Raw genomic sequence first — 20,424 nt, 5'->3', positions numbered from 1 at the left:
TGCCACCTCACATGAATACAAATGGATTTAAATCCACTGTTACTTGGACTTTTTGTTTGATGCGTAATGCAAGCATCGCGCGGAGTGCCTCCCGCACGTCTTCTTGACCTTTATGTTTTAAAATGACTTGTTGCCGATACATGTTTTTTAATCGTGCAAGCGGTGCTTCAAGCGGACCATTGACAATCAGGTCGTCGGATTCCAAATGTCGCAGTTCCAAAGCAATCGCTTCTGCTTCCGCCTGCGCTTCGAGCGGATGTGCCGCTGAAATCGTGATCAATCCTAAAAACCAGAATGGCGGGTGGCCTCCGAGTTTCCGAAGTTGCATCTCGCGCTTATAAAACGCTTCATAATCGTGCTGTTTAGCGGTTTGAATGACGTAATGTTCTGGATTGTACGTCTGAATGATGGATTGTCCAGCAAGCGCGCCCCGTCCTGCCCGACCGGACACTTGAGTGATCAGTTGAAACGTCCGCTCACTGGCCCGAAAATCAGGAATTCCAAGTGTCGCATCTGCTGCGATGACACCGACTAACGTCACATTCGGGAAATCCAGACCTTTGGCAATCATTTGTGTTCCGAGCAAGATATTTCCTTCACCGCGTTCAAAGGCATTGAGCAATTTTTCATGTGCCCCTTTTCGCGACGTCGTATCCTGATCCATCCGGATGATTTTTGCTTCCGGAATCAAATGCGCTAATTCTTCTTCGATTTTTTGGGTGCCGGTACCAAACTGCCGAATTTTCTTCGACTCGCACGCCGGACAGGTTTTTGGCATTTGAGCCTCAAAACCACAATAATGACACTTCAGACAATCTTGATGTTGGTGATAGGTCAAATTGACGGCACAATGCGGACATTGAAGTGTTTCCCCACAATCCCGGCACAGGACAAACGTCGTATACCCCCGACGATTCAGTAACAAAACGGTCTGTTCACCCCGTTCAATCCGTCGTTTGATTCCTTCGATAAGCGGAAGACTAAACGGCGTTCGATTCCCACGTTCGAGTTCTTTGCGCATATCGATGATATCAACAGGGGGAAGTTCTCCCCCAAACCGTTCCTTGAGGGGTAAATACCGGTAGACACCCTTTTGGGCACGGGCATATGTTTCAAGAATCGGTGTCGCACTCCCGAGAACAACGGGACAACCGTGATAGGCAGCACGCCAGGTGGCGACGTCCCGTGTATGGTATCGCGGATTTTCTTCCTGTTTGTACGTCGTTTCATGTTCCTCATCTAAAATGATGACACCGATGTTCGTCAACGGTGCAAAAATCGCGGATCGTGCCCCAACGACGACGTCGACTTCGCCTTGGGCAATCTTCCGCCATTCATCATACTTCTCACCTAGCGACAGACCACTGTGGAGAACAGCGACCCGTTCCCCGAACCGGCGTTTAAATCGTTTGACCATCATCGGTGTCAGACTGATTTCCGGGACAAGCAACATCGCTTGACGCCCACGTTCAAGCATCGTGTGAATCGACTCCAGATACACTTCCGTTTTTCCACTTCCCGTCACACCATGCAATAAGAAGGTACTTGTCTCATCCGGTCGAGTGATCGCGTCGACGGCCTGTTGTTGATGGTCCGTCAACATCGACGGGACAAAAATATCCTGAATCAGATGTTCATAGGGATTCCGGTTGACATCAATCGTCTCCACCGCAATGACCCCCTTTTTTTCTAGACTGTTGATGATGCCGACCGTCAAATCGAGTTCATGCATCACTTCACTCCAGAGGACTTCCTGTCGTTCCATCAGATAATCACGAAGCACAATCTGTTTCGTTGCTTGTTTTGACAATTCGATCGTTCCATCAAGCAATCGGATGCGTTTGTCCGTTTTGGTCGTCTTTTTTTCTTTAACGATAGGTTGTAATTGAAGTTCACCTTGTTGCGCAGCAAATAAGATTTGTTGTTGGACTTCGCTTGGAAACTGACTGATTTTTTTATGATTCCAGGCGGACAATCGTGGATTCTCCGTCAAAATCAGTTTATCATAACTGACTTTCAAGGCAGCCGGTAACATCGCAAGTAATGCAGTCGCCTGATAACAAAGCGTCGTCTCCGCTAAATAAGATGACAACTGCAGTAACTCTTCCGTATAGGTGGGCGTTTCATCGAGCACACGGACAATCGGTTTCGTCCGGGCGAGTTCGGTCTCCGCTTTGACCGCCACGACGATTCCAAGCAATGCGCGTGGACCAAATGGAACTTCGACTCGCATACCCGGTACAACAAGATTTTGCCATAATGCTGGCACTTCATAGTCGAATGGTCGATCGACCGTCGCTGCTGCCACATCAACGATGACTTCAGCAATCATCGTAATGCCTCAGCAAACTGCTTGATCAAGTTATGGGCTAATATCGTTTTCGACTGTTGCGCATAAGGGGTGATCGTCTCGTCTTTTCCGTACACTGTCACTTGATTTTCATCACTTGAAAAACCAATGTCTGCCCGTGAAACATCGTTCGCCACGATGAAATCTGCCTGTTTTCGAATTAATTTTTGCTGCGCATGATGCTCTAGATTTTCCGTTTCAGCTGCAAAGCCAACAAGAACTTGTGTTGTCTTCCGTTCCCCAAGTGTGCGTAAGATGTCGGTCGTCTCTTCTAACTCAATCCGTAACGGTCCATCGATTTTCTTTTGTTTTCGATCATAGATGACGGTTGGTCGATAATCTGCGACCGCAGCCGCCATGATGACGAGGTCTTGTCGATCGTAATGCGTCAACATCATTTCTAACATCTCGTCACCTGACTCGACGGCAATTGCCGTAATACCAGAAGGCAGTGTTCCCCGAATCGGACCATGGACAAGCGTCACCAGCGCGCCCGCATCACGTGCGGCTTCTGCTAAAGCAATTCCCATCTTGCCGGATGAATCATTCGTCAAATAACGAACCGGATCAATCCGTTCAATCGTCGGACCGGCACTGATCAACACGTGACGATTTTCTAATTTTTTCTCTTGAAACAAACCAGACAAGGTCTCGACCAATTCTTCTGGTTCAGGTAAGCGACCTTTTCCGACCCATCCGCACGCCAAATTCCCGACGCCTGGTGCAATTACTTGGACTCCGTCTGCCATCAGCCGTTCCATATTTCGCACCGTCGCCGGATGTTCTAACATATTGACATTCATGGCCGGTGCAACGACGACCGGACAGGTTGCGGCTAAAATCGTCGTCGTGATGAAGTCGTCTGCAATCCCATTCGCTAGTTTCGCAATCAGATTGGCTGTTGCTGGTGCAACGACGATCAGATCGGCTTCATCTGCTAAATCGATATGCGCAATCTTGGATGCATCATGCTCGATGAAGACATCGTCATAGACCGGTTTCCGTGTCAACGCCGCAAACGTCGTCTTCCCGACGAACTGTTGGGCATTTTTCGTCATCGCGACTTGGACGTTCGCCCCTGCCTGGACTAATTTAGAGGCTAACGCAGCTGCTTTGTACGAGGCAATTCCTCCTCCGACACATAATAGGATGTTACGATTCGTTAGCATGATGAATTCCTCCTTATTGAAAAAAAACAGCCACAATGAGACGTGGCTGCTTCAAAATTAGTCTTGCGGTTGGTTCGTAACCACGACTTCACCAGAAAAGAGTTCTTCGAGCGCTTTTCCGACTGGTTTGTATGATTTCGGGTTTGCTACTTTCACGCGTTTCCCGTCTTGAATTTGACGTGCACGTTTCGCTGCTACCGTGACGATCGTGTATTTCGAAGGTACCTTCTTTTGAAGCTTGTCTACTGATGGATATAACATGTTATTTAACCTCCATGGCTTTTTTATACAAGGACGCGACGCGTTCCCGGCTACAATGTTCTGCGGTGACGATTGCTTGAATTCTGTCACATGCTTTATGGATCTCATCGTTCGTGACGACGTAATCATAGGCATCCATCATCTCAATCTCTTCTTTTGCAACGAGCAGACGTTGCTTGATGACTTCTTCTGATTCCGTTCCGCGACCGACAAGGCGATTACGCAGTTCCTGTAAACTTGGCGGAGCCAAAAACAGGAATACCGCTTCCGGAAAATGTTCCTTGACCTGCATCGCACCTTGGACCTCAATTTCTAGGATGACATCTTTTCCTTCATCTAAGATTTTATTGACCCATTCAACAGGTGTTCCATAATAGTTCCCTACGAATTCAGCATGTTCCAGCAATTGATTATTGGCAATCATACCCTCGAATTCGTCACGTGTCTTGAAGAAGTAATGGACACCGTCCACTTCTCCCTCACGTGGTTTGCGTGTCGTACATGACACCGAATAATGCAAATTATTGTCTTCATCTTCGCGTAATGCACGGCAAACTGTTCCTTTACCAACACCACTCGGACCAGACAATACGAGTAATAAGCCACGCTCTTTAAAAATCACTTCAGAACCCCTCCATCTAACAAACTTCACATTGTTTCATATTAGCAGTAGAGATAGGAAGTTCGCAAGTGGTCTTTTTCAGCTCGACTGCTTAATCATACCATAACAGAGCGCTTTCTGTTACCTTTAGAAAGTGGAAACGAAATCAAGAAAGAAGGTAATTTCATGGCTTTTGATGGACTCATGACGACACGTGTCGTCCGCGAACTCCAACCGCTTGTTGGAGCACGAATCAATAAAATACATCAACCGTATGCACTCGATCTGATTTTCAGTGTCCGGGCAGAACGGAAAAACGTGATGTTACTCGCATCGGCGAATGCCATGTATGCAAGACTTCATCTGACTTCAGAGACAACAACGAATCCAAGTGAACCACCGATGTTTTGTATGATGCTGCGGAAGCATCTCGAAGGTGGTTTTATCGAATCAATCGAACAACTCGGACGGGACCGAATCATTTTGATGCGCGTCCGCTCCCGAAATGAACTCGGTGATGAGGAAGCGAAAAAACTCTACATTGAATTGATGGGACGCCATTCCAATATTTTATTGACGGATGGACAGGATAAGATTTTGGACGCCATCAAACACCTTCCGCTCAGTCAAAATACGTTCCGGACGATCATGCCCGGCTTGCAGTATCAATTGCCGCCGGAGCAGGACAAAGTCGATCCGTTGACCGGTGACATCGAACAAACGTTACACCGGATTGATTGGAATGCCGGTAAACTGGACCGCCAATTGTTAGGTCTGTTCAGTGGATTTTCGCCTCAAATCACGACTGAGATCGTCTCACGTGCTGGACTGGCGAACAGGACGTCTCTTGCCCAAGCGACCCAGTCTATTCTTGACGAATTGACCGGCCCTTATTATTTACAACGCCTGGAAAACGGCAAAGAACGATTTTCTCCTGTTGCCCTTCATCATGGTGAAATAACCGATGAAAAAACATTTACTTCGAGTGGCGATGTCCTCGATGCCTTTTTCCATCAAAAATCCAATCGGGACCGGGTCAAACAGCAAGCTGCCGACTTGGAACGTTTCATCAAAAGTGAGTACGATAAAAATATTCTCAAGCGATCGAAGTTAGAACGTGATCTCGCAGCGACAGAAAAGATGGATGAACTGAAACATAAAGGCGAACTGCTGACGACTTACTTGTATCAGCTACAACGGGGAATGAAAGAGGCAACCGTCGTTGATTATTATGAGGAAGACGGCAAAGAAATTACGATTGCCCTCGATCCTCGTTTCTCTCCGAATGAAAATGCACAGCGGTATTACAAACGCTACAATAAATTGAAAACGGCTAAAATCGAAGTCGCGAAACAACTCGAAAAAAATCAACGTGAGATTGACTACTTCGAAGGTCTGCTCGCCCAACTCGATGTCGCTTCGCCTGAAGACATTCGAGAAATGCGCGAAGAACTCGTCGAAGAAGGATATGTCCGCGAACGCAGTAAAAAGAAAAAGAAACCGCTTGTTCCAAAACTCGAAGCGTATCAATCCTCGACTGGGATTCCATTTTTCGTCGGGAAAAACAATAAACAAAACGATTACGCGACGTTTAAATTCGGGCGTCGTTCTGAGACATGGTTGCATACAAAAGATATTCCAGGGTCACACGTCATCATCCGAAGCGAACAGCCGGATGAAACGACGTTGAAGGAAGCCGCCGTCGTCGCTGCCTACTATTCGAAAGCCCGTGAATCGAGCCAAGTCCCGGTCGATTTCACGGAACTCCGGCATGTGAAAAAACCGAGTGGTGCGAAACCCGGATTTGTCATCTATACGGATCAAACGACGCTGTATGTGACGCCGGACGCGGATCTTGTTCAATCGCTCCGTGTTCATTAATAGAAATACCAACCGCAAAATGCCGCTCCCGTTGTCTCATTTAACAACGGGAGCGGCATTTGTCATTTCATTTTTTCGAGTTGTTCCCGGTAATCAAGCAGATGTCCGTTAATGATATCTTTTGCCTCACTAACTTCTTGATCAAAGGTGAACAGAGGTTGGTTCCGGTCATGTGAAAAAATCACATCATAATGATGACTGAGAAGAAAGTCAATTTCTTGCCCTAATCTTTTTTCCTGTTCGTCCGACATCGGAAGATCACGGTGACTTGCGATGCTTTCAAGTAGCAGGAGCAACTTATCCTCCAAATCGACCAGCTGCTTCAATTGAATGAACGCCTCACTTTGACCACTGGCAACAAGTGGGTACTTCTGATCCTCTTGTAACATGATGATCATCTCTTCATGTTTTAAGACCTGTTTGCGAACAGCCAGTAATTTCGAATCATCTTTGACCAAACTACGCCAATCTTCCATTAATTGTTTCGTCGTTTGTTTAACGAACGTCAACAAACGTTCCTCGTAATGCGGTGGGAACACGATATAATTGACGGCGACAGCCGACAAGACTCCGACAACGGTCAACAGTGAACGTGTCAGCGCATAATGCGCATAATCCGCTGTCGGACTCTCAAACATCAGGACAATCGCAAAGGCGGCAAACGTCGACATATCCGTCCGACCAATCATCGAGTTAAAGACAAGCGAGACGATGACGGCCAGCCCAATCGTCAATGGATTGGCACCAAGCGTCGCGACGACGGCCAGTCCGCAGACTAATCCCAGAATCGTCCCGAAAATCCGGTTAAAGACGATCTTAAACGAACGATGAATCGTCGGTTGCATGGCAACGATTGCCGCTACCGCGCCCATACCGGAGTAAATTCCGAACACATACCAAGAAAAACTGAGGGCAATCGCGACTGCAATTCCGGTTTTTATCGTCCGGAGACCGACACGAAACTGTAGCTTCACTCGAGCGTCACCTGCCCGACTTCACTTTCAACGGTTACTTCTGGTTTTTCTTGTTTCGATAACTCAAATAAAGCGACATCCTCATCTTTTTGTTTCGTATACCGGTCGCTCGCTTTGATGTCTCCGTCGGTCATCACGGCAATCGTCCCTGCGGCTTTCGTTGGTTTTAAGCGGATGGCACCGTCAATCGTCGACACAGACAAATCAAGTTTTGCCCCGTAATCAGATAAGTTGACCGATTCTGCTGTCACATCCGCATGAACGGCATTCATATTTTCTACTTTGACATTTCCTCGGCCTGTCAAGGAAATGTCATCGGCATCCACTTTATTTAAATCCATCGACTTAGCCGTCATTTCAATTGTCTTGGCAAATACACCCATTCCTTTGAGTGTTTCTGCGTCGACATCGACTCGATTCATATAACTCGGTAACCCGACTTGAATGGCGTATGCCCCGGGTTGCTCACTCGGACGATTGCCAAGTCGTGCGGTGAATCCATCCCGACCCGTTACCGTCAACGTATTCCCTGACGTTCCAATTTTCAGCCGTTTTTGGCTCGACGCACTATCGACCAGCTTCAGTTGAACATTTCCATCGGTACTCCGGACAAAATTGACTGTCGCATTTGGCGCATCAATCTGCAACGTTTTATACCGATTCGTTGTTTTAAATGTTTCTCCTCGAGACAGGGAATCCGTCGTCAGAAACAATGTCGCGGTGTATAACACCACAAGTCCTAAAACAACTGAACCGTAGACGATCAGTGGACGACGGATCGGTTTCCGTGCCCCAATCCGATCAAATGACGCGGCTACTTTCCGTCGTTTATCCTTCAATCGAGTAAACGACGATTGTTTTCGTTTACGTTCTGTTCTACTCGTATTCTCATCCATCGGTCTACCTCCATCCAATTCTCTCCCATTATTCCGAATTTATGATTCGTCTGTCAACATTCCTTCTTCATCATACGAAATGTTTCACATATTGCCATCGGGCGGAAGATGGAGCGCATCAAAAAAGAGAGCATTCCCTATCAGGAATCACTCTCTCCGCTTATGTTATAGCTCCAAAGATTGGTCAATCGTTAAAAGATGTCCTGTCTGTCCTTGTGCTTCTAAGCTTTCACAAAAGGCACCGGCATCCTGCTTGATCAAATCGAACGTATCGTAATGGACCGGGACGACGGCTTTCGCTTGCAACATGTCTGCCGCAATCAAGGCATCTTCTGGTCCCATCGTATAGTTATCCCCAATCGGTAAGAAGGCAAGATCAATATCGTTGTGCGCGCCATACAACGCCATATCACCAAATAGTGCCGTATCACCGGCATGATAGATGACTTTGTCTTCGATCGTCAATAAGAAGCCGGCCGGCATTCCCATATATGTGATCGTCTGCTTTTCTTCGTCGATGATGCTCGAAGAGTGGAAGGCTTGTGTCATCTTGACTTTCCCGAACGGAAATTCAAATTGTCCGCCCAGATTCATCGGATGGACGTTCAGTCCTTTAAAACTGAGGTAAGTCGCCAGTTCGTGTGTGGCAACAATCGTTGCGCCTGTGGATTTTGCGATCGCTTCCGCATCCAACATATGGTCAGCATGCGCGTGTGTCAGCAAAATGAAATCCGCTTTGACGTCTTCCGGTTTTGTCATCGCCTGATCGTTGCCGCTGAAAAACGGATCAATGACGATATGTTGTCCGTTCGTTTCGATCGTGACGGTAGACTGTCCGTGATAAGTCAACTTCATGTGAAATAACCTCCTGAGATTAATGATATCAACAGAAAGATTAGTTCCCTTCTCCCCAGGCACATAAACCTTTCATCGCCGGTTGTAACGTATAAGCGGCGTCTGTCAACCGGTACTCGACATGTAAGACAGCTTCGTCAAATTCAATCCGTTCGACCATCCCGAGCCGTTCGAGCTCCTTTAATTGATCGGTCAAGACTTTCCTCGAAATTCCGGGAATCGCGCGTTGCAACTCTAAAAAACGTTTCGGACCGTCCTCTAACGTGCAATATAACTGTGGACGCCATTTTCCGCCGATGATGGCAAGCGCCCGGTTGACTGGAAATTGTTCTGTCGTCATTGCTTCTGTCTCTCCTTCAGGTAGTTACTTCAAAGTGCGTACTATGCAGTCGAGTGTATCGTAAGTTATCGTTGTCGTAAATCAAAAAGCAAAGGAGATCGATGGTATGACCTATCCACGTAATTTTTCGCATATCGGACTGTCTGTCCCGAATCTCGAACAAGCCATTTCGTTTTACTCAGAGGTGATGGGGTGGTACATCATCATGGAACCATCTGATGTCGTGGAGGATGATTCGCCGATCGGCGTCATGTGCACGGATGTCTTCGGAGCAGGCTGGGAGAAATTCCGCATTGCCCACATGGCGACGGGTGACCGGGTCGGGATCGAATTGTTTGAGTTCCCGAACAACGAACAACCGGAAAACAACTTTGAATTCTGGAAGACCGGTATTTTCCATTATTCGATCCAAGATCCCGATATCGAAGGCATGGTCGAAAAAATCATCGCGCACGGCGGCAAACAACGGATGCCGATCCGTGAATATTATCCGGGCGAAAAACCCTACCGGATGGTCTACTGCGAAGATCCGTTCGGCAACCTGGTTGAACTCTACTCCCATTCTTATGAATTGACCTACTCGGAAGGAGCGTATTAATCATGAAAGCATGGCTCAATGAAACAGGAACAACGATCGAAAATTGGGTGTATACGGATGTCAAAACACCGGCTCCCTCAACAGGTGAAGCCTTGATTCGTGTCCAAGCCGTCGCCCTGAATCCGGTCGACTACAAAGCGACGAAGAATCCTGCTTGGACGTATCCGCATATTCCGGGTGTTGATTTGACTGGTATCGTCGAACAGGTAGGTACAGACGTAACGGATATCCAAGTCGGAGAACGTGTGGCGATTCATACGAATCTACAAAAAAACGGGGCTTTTGCGGAATATGCCGTCGTCGACGCCCGTGCTTTGGCCAAAATTCCGGACGCTGTCAGCTTTTCGGAGGCAGCCGCGATTCTTTGTGCCGGGATGACAGCGTATGAAGCAATCGTTCAGAAGATGAACACGACCGGCAAAGAAACTATCCTCATTCACGCCGGTGCGGGTGGTGTCGGCGGGATCGGGATCCAACTCGCCAAACGTCTCGGACTTTCCGTCGCGACGACTGCCTCGACGGAGAATCACGATTGGGTCAAGAACCTCGGTGCGGATCTTGCCATCGACTATAAAAAAGAGAACGTGACGGAAGTCATCCGAGGCTGGACGAACGGTCGTGGTGCTGATTTGATTTTCAACACGGTAGGTCGAGACGAAGCAACAGCTGATCTCGGACGACTCGCTTTTTCCGGTCAACTTGCCTTCATCGCCGGTGGTCCCGATCAATCGGTCGTCAAACCATTCACGCTCTCACCGTCGATCCATGAAGTCGCACTCGCTGCTGCTTATGCGAGCGATGATGACCGCGCCATCCGGAATCTCGGTCATATGGCGCGTGAGCTTCTAAAGCTTGTTGCTGCAAAAGAACTGGATTCGCTCGTCACGGAAGAACTTCCAGCGGCAGACATTGTCAAAGGCTTACAACGTCTGTCAGAACGCCACGTCCGCGGGAAAATCATTGCGACGTTTTAAATTATCTTATTTCTATCAAAAAAACAGCTGCGCTTCCTCCTGATTCAGGAAAGCGCAGCTGTTTTTCATGCCGTCATCCGGTCATTGGTATTTCGGACGTTTCGTAATTTGTACTGAACGTCCGACGAGTTCAAAGCCGACTGCTTGATAAATCTTATTCGACGTCGGATTGGACCAGTCCGTGTACAGCGACACCATCGGATACCGTTGTAACAAATATTCGGACAGACATGCCACTAAGTAAGAGGCAATCCCTTGTTTTCGCCATTTTTGCGGGGTGAAGACATATGAAATCGTCACTCCGGATGAAGTTGGTCGACTGGATGAAGCCATCGCGAGCAACTGGTCACCGTCAAACAAACCAAACAAGGTTTCGGCCTGAATATGTTTTCGAATCGTTTGTTCATTCTTCAGTCGGCTTCGTTCCGTCGCCGGCAGGGCACCGGTCTCCTGGATGAATGACCAGCCAAACGCAACGGCCTGCTTCGCAAATCGTTCCTCGACCAAACGGAATTCGTAGTCGAGCGTCACGGGAGGAATGACCGTCGTCAAAGCATAAATCCCTTGATCCATCTTGATTTGAAACGGGCTGTGCGAAGCAAGCAACGGCTCGATGATCGCCTGCTCACCGACATATCCGGGACAGTTCAAAATCCGCGATAACTTTCGAATTCCTTCGTATGTAAAGACATCACCTGCCAGGATCGCCTGCTCTTCAATCGTTTGCAGGACAACGATTGTCCGGTCTCCCTCTTCCGCAATCGCCATCAAGATCGGCACATCTCCCCGCTCCAGTATGCCGAGCGGCAACTGGTGGACATCGGGTCGTCGTTCGAGTATCGGGACGGCAACCTGTTTGAAGCTCTCATAATCGCGATAATGGGTCAACATCTGAAAACAGCTCCTTTTCTTTGTTTTCAGTGTATCAAAAAAAAGAACACATGACGGACGATTCTCATCTTTTCCGCCATGCTCGGGTGACTTTGCTAACGATGCCGTCATCCATTTTGTTTGCTGACCGCTAGGAACGCTTCACTCCACTTCACCGGATCGACTGACCAGGTCCGTAAAGCGTCCTGTTCTTTTTTTGAAATGTAAGCCGTCTCGACAGCCGTCTCCAGTAATTCCGTAAACGTCAGTAAAGCGTCCGCTTCCACTTCGGCAACCGTTAAGTTTTCCTTCAGTCGTGACATACCGTAAGAGAAGATGGCCTGAATCCGGACGACAGTTGCTCCTGCTGCTTCGACCGCTTGTGTGGCTTCGATCGAAGACATCCCTGTCGACAATAAATCTTCCACGACGACGACGCGTTGTCCGGCTTGCAGACGTCCTTCAATCTGATTTCCTTTCCCGTGTCCCTTCGCACTCCCGCGGATATAAATCATTGGAAGACCCAGTCGTTCTGCGACCAGCGCCGCATGCGGAATGCCCGCTGTCGCCGTCCCGGCGATGACATCGGCGTTCAATGGTCGGATTCGTTCCGCCAGTTGGTCGGCAATCAACGTCCGGACCGCCGGACTGGATAAGGTCAGCCGGTTGTCGCAATAAATCGGGGAGCGCAATCCACTCGCCCATGTATAGGGTGTAGTCGGTGCTAACGTGACCGCTTCGATTTCGAGTAAAGCCTTCGCGAGTTGATTCATTGTTTTATCCCCTTCCATTCTGAGAGCAATGCTTCATAGATGACTTTCGGATCCTCTGCCTGCGTGATGGCACGTCCGATGACGAGATCCGTTGCCCCGTTACGTCGTGCATCCGTTACCGTCGCAATCCGTTTTTGATCGTTCGTATCCGTCCCTTTCGGCCGGATTCCCGGGGTGACCAGTTGGAACCCCGGTCGACATACTGCCTTGATGTGTGCTGTATCAATAGCTGAGCAAACCACTCCGTCGAGACCGGCCTGTTCTGCTTCGTGGGCATAGTGCGCGACGACATTGTCCATCTGTTGGGGAATCATTAAGTCGGTTAACATCGCTTGATCAGTCGATGTCAGTTGGGTGACGGCAATTAACCGTGTGTCCGCTGAAGTCTCTCGTAATCCTGCGAGGGCTGCCTGCATCATTGTTTTCCCACCTGCCGCGTGGACGTTCGTCAATTCAACACCAAGCTGGCCAATAACACGCATCGTCCGCCGGGCGGTCTCCGGAATGTCATGTACCTTTAAGTCCAGAAAGACATCATGTCCTTGACTTGTCAAATGCCGGACAAAGGCAGGTCCTTCCGCATAATACAGCTCCATCCCAATTTTGACAGCCGGACGGTGTGGTGCCAATTTCTTTAAAAAACGTTCGACTTGATCGGCCGACTGAAAATCAAGCGCGATGTAAAGCTGCTCCATATGCTTTCCCCCTGATGTCCAAGATGTGTTCAATCCCTAACTCGTCCATTCGTTTCGGTAAGGCAGCAATCAGTTCCTGACAGATGAATGGATTCACAAAGTTCGCCGTTCCAACCGCTACCGCTGACGCGCCCGCGTAAATCATCTCCAGCACATCATCGACTTCCATGACGCCGCCCATCCCAATGATTGGAATCGTGACAGCTTGGGCGACGTCGTGAATCATCCGGACGGCGACCGGTTTGATGGCAGGTCCGGACAAGCCTCCGATGCGATTGGCGAGAATCGGTTGACCCGTCCGGACGTCGATCCGCATGCCAACTAATGTATTGATCATCGTCAGTCCATCCGCTCCCGCCTGTTCGACCGCTTCGGCCATCTCAACGATCGAAGTGACGTTCGGAGACAATTTCACATAGACCGGTTTTTCGGAAACTGCTTTGACGCGCCGTGTCAGCTCGGCCGCCATCCTCGGATCCGTTCCAAACTGCAATCCGCCGGACTTAACGTTTGGACAAGAGATATTCAGTTCGATCGCTTTGACGACCGGATTCCGGCTGATTCGTCTTGTGACTTCTTCATACTCTTCTGGTGTCGAGCCGGCCACGTTCGCAATGATTTCCGTATCAAACTGACTGAGAAACGGTAACTTATGGGCGATGATGCCGTCGACACCGGGATTTTGTAAGCCAATGGCATTCAGCATCCCCATCCCGCTCTCCGCGACACGCGGCGTCGGATTGCCATACCGTTCTTCTCCGGTCGCTGCTTTGATCATGATGCCGCCAAGCATCGATAAATCATATAGTTTGGCAAACTCTTCCCCGAACCCGAAACATCCGGACGCCGGAATGATTGGATTTTTTAAATTCAGACCGGGTAACGAAACCTTCAGACGATTCATAGGATCACCTCTTCTGCTCGGAAGACCGGACCATCGGAACAGGTTTTGACGTAGTGCCCGTCCGGTGTCGGACAGACACAGGCGAAACACGCTCCGATGCCGCATCCCATCCGGTTTTCAATCGATAAAAACTTGTGTTTGATCGGAACCTGTTGAATGGAGCGTAGCATCGGTTCAGGTCCACAGGCGAACAACGTATCGAACCGGCTGCTATCGAGCGCTGCCGTCACGAATCCTTTGATTCCCGTTGTACCGTCGATGGTCGTCACAGTTGTCGGACCGAGTTTTCGAAACTCGTCTTCATAAAAGACGCTTTCTGCCGTATCGAATCCCAAAATCGCTTCGCAGGCAATTCCCCGTTCGATCAACTGACGCATCGTATAATACAGCGGCGGAACCCCGATACCTCCGCCTACCAAGACAACCTTGGCATCACTTGCGACGTGCTCGACCGGAAACCCGTTTCCGAGTGGACCGAGCGCATCGATTTGATCACCTGCCCGAAGACGAGCCAATTCTTTTGTCCCTTGACCGATTTCCTTGAATAAAAACGTGATTAAATCTCCTTCGACGTTGGCGATCGAGATTGGTCGACGTAACAACGGACCGACCCGTAAATGCATGAAACGACCTGGTTCGATTGCCGTCGCGTCAGGCCGGCGACAGATTAATTCTGTCGCGCCTGAAGCAATTTGTCGTCGTGTCACGACGGTCAAGAGTTGAATCATCGAGTCACCGCCTTTTTCATGTAATCGAACTGCTGAATCGGACTCGCTTCAAAGGACAGACTTTCGATGACCCGTAACAACGCTTCCGCTGTATCAAGTGAGGTCAGACAGACGACATTGTTTTCTGCTGCCGCCCGGCGAATGATGAAGCCGTCTTTCGTGACTTGCGAATCACGACTCATCGTATTGATGACGTATTCGACTTCCGCTTTTTCAATCAGATCAAGCATCGATCCTTTTTCTGAACCGATTTTTCCGACGACTTGGACGCGTAATCCCTGTTCGGATAAGAATCCTGCTGTTCCAGCAGTTGCGAGGAGTGTAAAGCCGAGTGCCGTAAAGCGTTTGGCGAGATCGAGCATTTCCTGTTTATCCTGATCCGCGACAGTCAGTAAGACCCGCCCATGTTCTGGAATCGCCATGCCGGACGCCAGCAACCCTTTGTAGAGTGCTTTTTCGAGTGTCCGGTCCGTTCCAATGACTTCTCCGGTCGATTTCATTTCCGGTCCGAGCGACGGGTCGACTTCCTTCAGCTTCGCAAAGGAGAAGACCGGCACTTTAACAGAGACCAGTTCTTCTTCCGGTAAGACACCGCTCGTCAATCCGTAAGAAGCGAGCGTATCCCCTAAGATGACATTCGTCGCCAACCGTGCAACCGGTAATCCCGTGACTTTTGAGATGAACGGTACTGTCCGGCTTGCCCGCGGATTGACTTCGAGCACATACAGCTCTCCGTCCGCGAAGACGAATTGAATGTTGAGTAATCCTTTAATCCGGAAAGCTTTGGCAATTCGTGTCGTATAGTCGACGATCAAGTCCTTAATCGTTTGTGGTACCCGTTGCGGCGGATAGACACCGATTGAATCCCCGGAGTGGACGCCGGCCCGTTCAATATGTTCCATGATCCCAGGGATAACGACATCTTCTCCGTCACAAATCGCATCCACCTCAAGCTCCATTCCGGTCAAATAACGGTCGACGAGAACCGGACGTTCCGGTGAGGCGATGACGGCATGTTTCATATAATGTTCCAGTTCCTGTTCTCCGTAGACGATTTCCATCGCGCGTCCGCCGAGGACATAAGACGGGCGGACGAGGACCGGGTATCCGAGCTCGTTTGCCGCTTCTGTCGCTTCTGCCACGGTGACGGCAGTTTTCCCAGGAGGTTGCGGAATTTCAAGCTGTGTCAATGCCGCTTCAAACTGTTTCCGGTCTTCTGCCCGGTCCAGATCCTCAAGCGCCGTTCCAAGAATTTTAACCCCTTCCGCTTCAAGCGATTCGGCGAGATTGATTGCCGTCTGTCCGCCGAATTGAACGATGACCCCGATCGGCTGTTCGTTTCGGATGACTTCCAGCACATCCTCCGTCGTCAACGGTTCAAAATACAGGCGGTCGGAAATCGAGAAATCGGTTGAGACCGTCTCCGGATTATTGTTGACGATGATGGCTTCATATCCCGCTTCGCGAATCGCTTGAATGGAATGAACCGTCGCGTAATCAAACTCCACACCTTGTCCGATCCGGATCGGTCCCGAACCGAGGACAAGAATCGACGGCCGTGTCGTTGGTGTCGCCTCATTTTCGACCTCATACGTGCCATAGTAATACGGTGTATCGGACGCAAATTCCGCTGCACAGGTGTCAACCATTTTATAGACCGGATGCAGTTCCGCTTCGTTTCGGACATGCCGGACAGCCGTCTCGGTTTGTTTCGTGATCCGGGCGAGCATCACATCACTGAAGCCATACCGTTTCGCATGCCGCAGCCGCTCTTGCGTCAATCCCTGCTTGACAATATCTTGTTCAATTCGGTAGATATGATGCAGTTTTTCTAAGAACAACCGGTCGATGTTCGTCCATTCGTGCAGCTGTTCGACTGTATAACCGCGTTCGATACCGGCATAGAGGGCAAACAGTCGTTCGTCCGTCGCTTTGACGATATGGTGGAGCAGGTCGGCTTCCTTCATTTCAGCAAAACGTGTCATGTGTAAATCGGATTGACCGATTTCAAGCGAACGGACTGCTTTAAGCAAGGCTTCCTCCATTGTCCGTCCCATTGCCATGACTTCCCCCGTCGCTTTCATTTGGGTGCCGAGAGTCCGGTCGGCCGATTCAAACTTATCAAACGGCCAGCGGGGAATCTTTGCGACGACATAGTCGAGTGCCGGTTCAAACGAGGCAAAACTCGTTTCCGTAATCGGATTTTTCAACTCGGATAAGGCATACCCGACGGCGATTTTAGCAGCCAGTTTGGCAATCGGATAACCCGTCGCTTTCGAAGCCAGTGCTGAAGAACGGGACACCCGTGGATTCACTTCGATGACATAATACGTGAAGCTCGCCGGATCTAACGCGAATTGGATGTTACATCCGCCTTCGATACCAAGCGCGCGAATGATATCAAGCGACACGTTGCGCATCATCTGATAATCGCGGTCGGATAACGTTTGGGTCGGGGCAAAGACGATGGAATCGCCCGTGTGGACGCCGACCGGATCAAAGTTTTCCATCGCACAGACGATGATGGCCTGGTTCGTCGCGTCACGCATGACTTCAAATTCGACTTCTTTCATACCGGCAATTGATCTTTCAAGTAAGACTTGTGTCGCCGGACTGGCTTTGAGTCCACCTTCGACAATCCGGATGAACTCGTCCATCGTTTCAGCGATTCCGCCACCAGTTCCACCGAGCGTATACGCCGGTCGAATGATGATCGGCAGACCGATTTTCGCACAAAATTGTTCGGCTTCTTCGACCGTATGCACGATCTCACTTTCCGGAACACCGTGTCCGAGTCTAAACATCAATTTTCTGAACAAATCACGATCTTCCGCTTCCTCAATCGCCGTCAGTTTTGTCCCAAGTAGCTCGACGCCATATTCGGCAAGAACACCCAGTCGATCCAGTTCAACGGCGAGATTCAGACCTGTTTGTCCGCCGAGTGTCGCGAGTAACGCATCGGGACGTTCTTTCCGGATGATCCGGGATACAAATTCTGCTTGTAACGGTTCGATGTACACGCGGTCCGCTACTGTCGGATCCGTCATGATGGTCGCCGGATTGGAGTTAACGAGAACAACTTCGTACCCTTCCTCTTTTAAGGCTTGGCAGGCTTGTGTTCCGGCATAATCAAATTCTGCCGCTTGTCCGATGACAATTGGACCGGACCCGATAACGAGAATCTTTTGAATATCTTGACGTTTAGGCATGAGAGACCTCCTGTTGATTCGTGATTTCTGTTAAAAATTGATCAAATAAATCATTGGCATCCATCGGTCCTGGCGATGCTTCCGGATGATATTGGACGGAAAAGACGGGGTGGGTCGTATGCCGGATGCCTTCGACAGTCCCATCATTGATTGCTCGGTGCGTCAGCTTGAGATCCACCCCGACCAGCGACTGTTCTTCGACAGCATAACCATGATTTTGTGACGTGATACTGACTTGTCCCGTTTGAAGATCTTCGACCGGATGGTTCGCTCCACGGTGACCAAACGGTAACTTAAACGTATCTGCTCCATGCGCCAAAGCAATCAATTGATGACCGAGACAGATTCCGAAGATGACGACTTGACCGGTCAGTTCTTGAATTAAGGGAATCGCCGTCGGGACATCTTTTGGATTCCCGGGACCGTTCGATAACATGACACCGTCTGGTACGTAACGCAACACTTCCTTTGCCGTCACGTCGTGCGGGACGACGACGACCTCGCATCCGCGTCGGACCAATTCTCGGATGATGCCGAGTTTGGCGCCGAAATCAACAAGTACGATCCGGGGACCGGCACCCGGAATGACATAGGCCCGTTCCGTCGAAGCCCGCTTGACTTGATCGGTCGCAAGCGTCATCTGTTGAATCCGTTTCAGTTGCTCGGACAAATCATACGCTCCATCGACGAGGAGTCCCCGCATGACTCCTTTTGAGCGCAAATGTCGGGTCAACTGACGGGTATCGATTCCTGTCAGCCCGGGAATGTTGAACTCCTCTAATGCCGCTGCAAGAGACGTCTGGGAGCGGAAGTTCGATGGTGTGTGACAGACTTCCCGGACAATCAGCGCTTTCGCAAGTGGTCGGGTCGTTTCATAGTCATCGCGGTTCATGCCGTAGTTGCCAATCAACGGATTGGTTAAAACAATCATTTGATCACAGTAGGAAGGATCGGATAACATCTCTTGATACCCTGTCATCCCCGTCTGGAAGACCACCTCTCCCATCGTCACCTCGCTCGAACCAAACGCTTCTCCTTCAAAAACCATTCCATCCTCTAAAATCAACGTCCGTTTAGACATGTGTCATTTCCCCCTTGAATACAATTTCTCCACCGACGAGCGTCAAGATCGGGTAGCCCGTTAATTGTTCCCCACGAAATGGTGTGTTTTTCCCTTTCGAGAGAAACTGGTCCGGTTGTACCGTTCGAGCCGTCTGAAGGTCGAGCAGGACAAGATCGGCGGGTGCGCCGACTTCAATCCGTCCGTACGGTAAAGCAAACAAATCGGCCGGTCTGCGTGACATCCAGTCCAACAACCGGTCAAGCGGTAAGATACCGGGTTCGACCAGTTTCGTATAAAGCAGGGGAAAGGCCGTCTCAAATCCAGTAATTCCGAACGGTGCGCGCTCGATACCAAGTGCTTTTTCCTCTGCTGCATGCGGGGCATGATCGGTCGCGATACAATCGATTGTCCCGTCCAGTAGACCTTCGAGCAGGGCTTGGCGATCTGCTTCGTTCCGAAGTGGCGGGTTCATCTTGAAGTTTGGATCGCGTCCGACGATGTCGTCCTCCGTCAAGACAAGATGATGCGGCGTGACTTCCGCCGTCACCCGAGTGCCTGCCCGTTTCGCATCCCGGATCACCCGGACGGATTCCTTCGTCGAAACATGACAGACATGATAATGACAACCGGTCGCTTCCGCAATCAAGACATCGCGGGCGATATGAATGCTTTCCGCGAGTGATGGAATCCCTTGTAATCCTTCTCGTCGGCTGTATGCCCCTTCATGGACACAACCTGCCTTGAGCGAATCATCCTCACAATGGGCGATGATACTTTTATTGACGGCAACAGCGCGTGTCATCGCTTCTCGCATGACGGCAGCACTTTGGACACCCACTCCGTCATCCGTGAAGGCGAAGGCATCGGTCAACTGTTCGAACGCGACGAGTTCCTGCCCTAGCTGATTTTTTGAAATCGCCGCATAAGGGAAAACACGGACGGATGCCGTCTCTTCAATCTTTTTAACAAGTGCGTCAAGCGTCTCCCGATCGTCCGGAACCGGTCGTGTGTTGGGCATCGGACAAATCGTCGTAAACCCGCCTGCTGCCGCTGCTGCCGTCCCGGTCGCGATCGTCTCTTTATGCTCGCCGCCCGGTTCGCGTAAATGGACGTGGATATCAACAAAACCAGGTGCAACCAAATAATCTTTTGCATCAATCACCTGATCCGTCTCGATTGGTGTCGTATAGAGATCCGTAAAGACGCCATTTTCGATGCGAATGCTCGACTCTTGCAGTTCCCCATTTTTGTACCACTTTGCATGATCAATTCGGATTGCCATC

At 49.7% G+C, this 20,424-nt stretch carries 19 protein-coding genes; 3 read left to right on the top strand and 16 right to left on the bottom strand.

What is annotated here, in order from left to right; translation table 11 throughout:
* Window positions 1-7 precede the first annotated feature (7 nt).
* The 4 genes from priA to gmk are packed head-to-tail and all read right to left on the bottom strand — an operon-like array spanning window position 8 to window position 4,399.
* On the bottom strand, window positions 8-2,332 hold the full coding sequence (priA, locus tag BLD48_RS03080) for a primosomal protein N' (RefSeq protein WP_071498909.1): 2,325 nt from the start codon (window positions 2,330-2,332) through the stop codon (window positions 8-10).
* Window positions 2,329-3,519 carry a bifunctional phosphopantothenoylcysteine decarboxylase/phosphopantothenate--cysteine ligase CoaBC gene (gene coaBC / locus BLD48_RS03075; RefSeq protein ID WP_071498908.1) on the bottom strand — a complete coding sequence of 397 codons (1,191 nt, stop codon included), beginning with the start codon at window positions 3,517-3,519 and terminating at the stop codon, window positions 2,329-2,331. The genes priA and coaBC overlap by 4 nt, the downstream gene beginning before the upstream one ends.
* 57 nt (window positions 3,520-3,576) lie before the next feature.
* Window positions 3,577-3,780, bottom strand: coding sequence for a DNA-directed RNA polymerase subunit omega (gene rpoZ / locus BLD48_RS03070; RefSeq protein ID WP_071498907.1), 204 nt, complete (start codon window positions 3,778-3,780; stop codon window positions 3,577-3,579).
* Window position 3,781: 1 nt separating this feature from the next.
* On the bottom strand, window positions 3,782-4,399 hold the full coding sequence (gene gmk, locus BLD48_RS03065) for a guanylate kinase (protein WP_236624370.1): 618 nt from the start codon (window positions 4,397-4,399) through the stop codon (window positions 3,782-3,784).
* A gap of 168 nt (window positions 4,400-4,567) precedes the next feature.
* Between gmk and BLD48_RS03060 the strand changes: the two genes are divergently transcribed.
* Complete coding sequence (locus BLD48_RS03060; RefSeq protein WP_071498906.1) at window positions 4,568-6,262, top strand: Rqc2 family fibronectin-binding protein; 1,695 nt, start codon at window positions 4,568-4,570, stop codon at window positions 6,260-6,262.
* A gap of 62 nt (window positions 6,263-6,324) precedes the next feature.
* Here the strand turns inward: BLD48_RS03060 and BLD48_RS03055 are convergent, their stop codons facing one another.
* The 4 genes from BLD48_RS03055 to BLD48_RS03040 all read right to left on the bottom strand — a co-directional run bounded on the left by BLD48_RS03055 (window position 6,325) and on the right by BLD48_RS03040 (window position 9,327).
* Window positions 6,325-7,236: an FUSC family protein gene (locus BLD48_RS03055; RefSeq protein ID WP_071498905.1), complete on the bottom strand. Its 912-nt coding sequence runs from the start codon at window positions 7,234-7,236 to the stop codon at window positions 6,325-6,327.
* The gene (locus tag BLD48_RS03050; RefSeq protein WP_071498904.1) at window positions 7,233-8,132 is read right to left on the bottom strand and encodes a DUF4097 family beta strand repeat-containing protein; all 900 of its coding nucleotides are present in this window, start codon (window positions 8,130-8,132) and stop codon (window positions 7,233-7,235) included. The genes BLD48_RS03055 and BLD48_RS03050 overlap by 4 nt, the downstream gene beginning before the upstream one ends.
* 165 nt (window positions 8,133-8,297) lie before the next feature.
* The gene (locus tag BLD48_RS03045) at window positions 8,298-8,987 is read right to left on the bottom strand and encodes a metal-dependent hydrolase (RefSeq protein WP_071498903.1); all 690 of its coding nucleotides are present in this window, start codon (window positions 8,985-8,987) and stop codon (window positions 8,298-8,300) included.
* A gap of 40 nt (window positions 8,988-9,027) precedes the next feature.
* Window positions 9,028-9,327 carry a winged helix-turn-helix transcriptional regulator gene (locus BLD48_RS03040; RefSeq protein WP_026832583.1) on the bottom strand — a complete coding sequence of 100 codons (300 nt, stop codon included), beginning with the start codon at window positions 9,325-9,327 and terminating at the stop codon, window positions 9,028-9,030.
* A 106-nt stretch (window positions 9,328-9,433) separates the two neighbouring features.
* Between BLD48_RS03040 and BLD48_RS03035 the strand changes: the two genes are divergently transcribed.
* Window positions 9,434-9,925, top strand: a complete 492-nt coding sequence (locus BLD48_RS03035; protein ID WP_071498902.1) for a lactoylglutathione lyase family protein — start codon at window positions 9,434-9,436, stop codon at window positions 9,923-9,925.
* A 2-nt stretch (window positions 9,926-9,927) separates the two neighbouring features.
* Complete coding sequence (locus tag BLD48_RS03030; protein ID WP_071498901.1) at window positions 9,928-10,899, top strand: zinc-binding dehydrogenase; 972 nt, start codon at window positions 9,928-9,930, stop codon at window positions 10,897-10,899.
* 81 nt (window positions 10,900-10,980) lie between these two features.
* On the opposite strand, the gene BLD48_RS03025 is transcribed toward BLD48_RS03030, so the two are convergent.
* From BLD48_RS03025 to BLD48_RS02990, 8 genes are all read right to left on the bottom strand, one after another.
* On the bottom strand, window positions 10,981-11,790 hold the full coding sequence (locus BLD48_RS03025; protein WP_071498900.1) for a GNAT family N-acetyltransferase: 810 nt from the start codon (window positions 11,788-11,790) through the stop codon (window positions 10,981-10,983).
* A gap of 107 nt (window positions 11,791-11,897) precedes the next feature.
* Window positions 11,898-12,542 (bottom strand): orotate phosphoribosyltransferase, encoded by a 645-nt coding sequence (gene pyrE / locus BLD48_RS03020; RefSeq protein WP_083412224.1) that lies wholly within the window; start codon window positions 12,540-12,542, stop codon window positions 11,898-11,900.
* Window positions 12,539-13,237, bottom strand: coding sequence for an orotidine-5'-phosphate decarboxylase (gene pyrF, locus BLD48_RS03015; protein WP_071499091.1), 699 nt, complete (start codon window positions 13,235-13,237; stop codon window positions 12,539-12,541). The genes pyrE and pyrF overlap by 4 nt, the downstream gene beginning before the upstream one ends.
* A complete protein-coding gene (locus tag BLD48_RS03010; RefSeq protein ID WP_071498898.1) occupies window positions 13,212-14,141 on the bottom strand; it encodes a dihydroorotate dehydrogenase in 930 nt (309 codons plus the stop codon). Before BLD48_RS03010 ends, pyrF begins: the two co-directional genes overlap by 26 nt.
* Entirely contained in the window at window positions 14,138-14,869 is a 732-nt protein-coding gene (locus BLD48_RS03005; protein WP_071498897.1) for a dihydroorotate dehydrogenase electron transfer subunit, read from the bottom strand. The genes BLD48_RS03010 and BLD48_RS03005 overlap by 4 nt, the downstream gene beginning before the upstream one ends.
* The gene (carB, locus tag BLD48_RS03000) at window positions 14,866-18,078 is read right to left on the bottom strand and encodes a carbamoyl-phosphate synthase large subunit (RefSeq protein WP_071498896.1); all 3,213 of its coding nucleotides are present in this window, start codon (window positions 18,076-18,078) and stop codon (window positions 14,866-14,868) included. Before carB ends, BLD48_RS03005 begins: the two co-directional genes overlap by 4 nt.
* Window positions 18,071-19,159, bottom strand: coding sequence for a carbamoyl phosphate synthase small subunit (locus tag BLD48_RS02995; protein WP_071498895.1), 1,089 nt, complete (start codon window positions 19,157-19,159; stop codon window positions 18,071-18,073). Before BLD48_RS02995 ends, carB begins: the two co-directional genes overlap by 8 nt.
* Entirely contained in the window at window positions 19,152-20,423 is a 1,272-nt protein-coding gene (locus BLD48_RS02990; RefSeq protein WP_071498894.1) for a dihydroorotase, read from the bottom strand. Before BLD48_RS02990 ends, BLD48_RS02995 begins: the two co-directional genes overlap by 8 nt.
* Window position 20,424: the final 1 nt, after the last annotated feature.

The organism is Exiguobacterium sp. KRL4 (assembly GCF_001870785.1).
Taxonomy (GTDB): Bacteria; Bacillota; Bacilli; order Exiguobacteriales; family Exiguobacteriaceae; genus Exiguobacterium_A.
This window is presented reverse-complemented; position numbering and strand designations above follow the sequence as displayed.

Coding starts and splice junctions, on each gene's coding strand:
- priA (WP_071498909.1), bottom strand. CDS start 2,332: ATGATTGCTGAAGTCATCGTTGATGTGGCAGCAGCGACGGTCGATCGA.
- coaBC (WP_071498908.1), bottom strand. CDS start 3,519: ATGCTAACGAATCGTAACATCCTATTATGTGTCGGAGGAGGAATTGCC.
- rpoZ (WP_071498907.1), bottom strand. CDS start 3,780: ATGTTATATCCATCAGTAGACAAGCTTCAAAAGAAGGTACCTTCGAAA.
- BLD48_RS03060 (WP_071498906.1), top strand. CDS start 4,568: ATGGCTTTTGATGGACTCATGACGACACGTGTCGTCCGCGAACTCCAA.
- BLD48_RS03050 (WP_071498904.1), bottom strand. CDS start 8,132: ATGGATGAGAATACGAGTAGAACAGAACGTAAACGAAAACAATCGTCG.
- BLD48_RS03045 (WP_071498903.1), bottom strand. CDS start 8,987: ATGAAGTTGACTTATCACGGACAGTCTACCGTCACGATCGAAACGAAC.
- BLD48_RS03040 (WP_026832583.1), bottom strand. CDS start 9,327: ATGACGACAGAACAATTTCCAGTCAACCGGGCGCTTGCCATCATCGGC.
- BLD48_RS03035 (WP_071498902.1), top strand. CDS start 9,434: ATGACCTATCCACGTAATTTTTCGCATATCGGACTGTCTGTCCCGAAT.
- BLD48_RS03030 (WP_071498901.1), top strand. CDS start 9,928: ATGAAAGCATGGCTCAATGAAACAGGAACAACGATCGAAAATTGGGTG.
- BLD48_RS03025 (WP_071498900.1), bottom strand. CDS start 11,790: ATGTTGACCCATTATCGCGATTATGAGAGCTTCAAACAGGTTGCCGTC.
- pyrE (WP_083412224.1), bottom strand. CDS start 12,542: ATGAATCAACTCGCGAAGGCTTTACTCGAAATCGAAGCGGTCACGTTA.
- pyrF (WP_071499091.1), bottom strand. CDS start 13,237: ATGGAGCAGCTTTACATCGCGCTTGATTTTCAGTCGGCCGATCAAGTC.
- BLD48_RS03010 (WP_071498898.1), bottom strand. CDS start 14,141: ATGAATCGTCTGAAGGTTTCGTTACCCGGTCTGAATTTAAAAAATCCA.
- BLD48_RS03005 (WP_071498897.1), bottom strand. CDS start 14,869: ATGATTCAACTCTTGACCGTCGTGACACGACGACAAATTGCTTCAGGC.
- carB (WP_071498896.1), bottom strand. CDS start 18,078: ATGCCTAAACGTCAAGATATTCAAAAGATTCTCGTTATCGGGTCCGGT.
- BLD48_RS02995 (WP_071498895.1), bottom strand. CDS start 19,159: ATGTCTAAACGGACGTTGATTTTAGAGGATGGAATGGTTTTTGAAGGA.
- BLD48_RS02990 (WP_071498894.1), bottom strand. CDS start 20,423: ATGGCAATCCGAATTGATCATGCAAAGTGGTACAAAAATGGGGAACTG.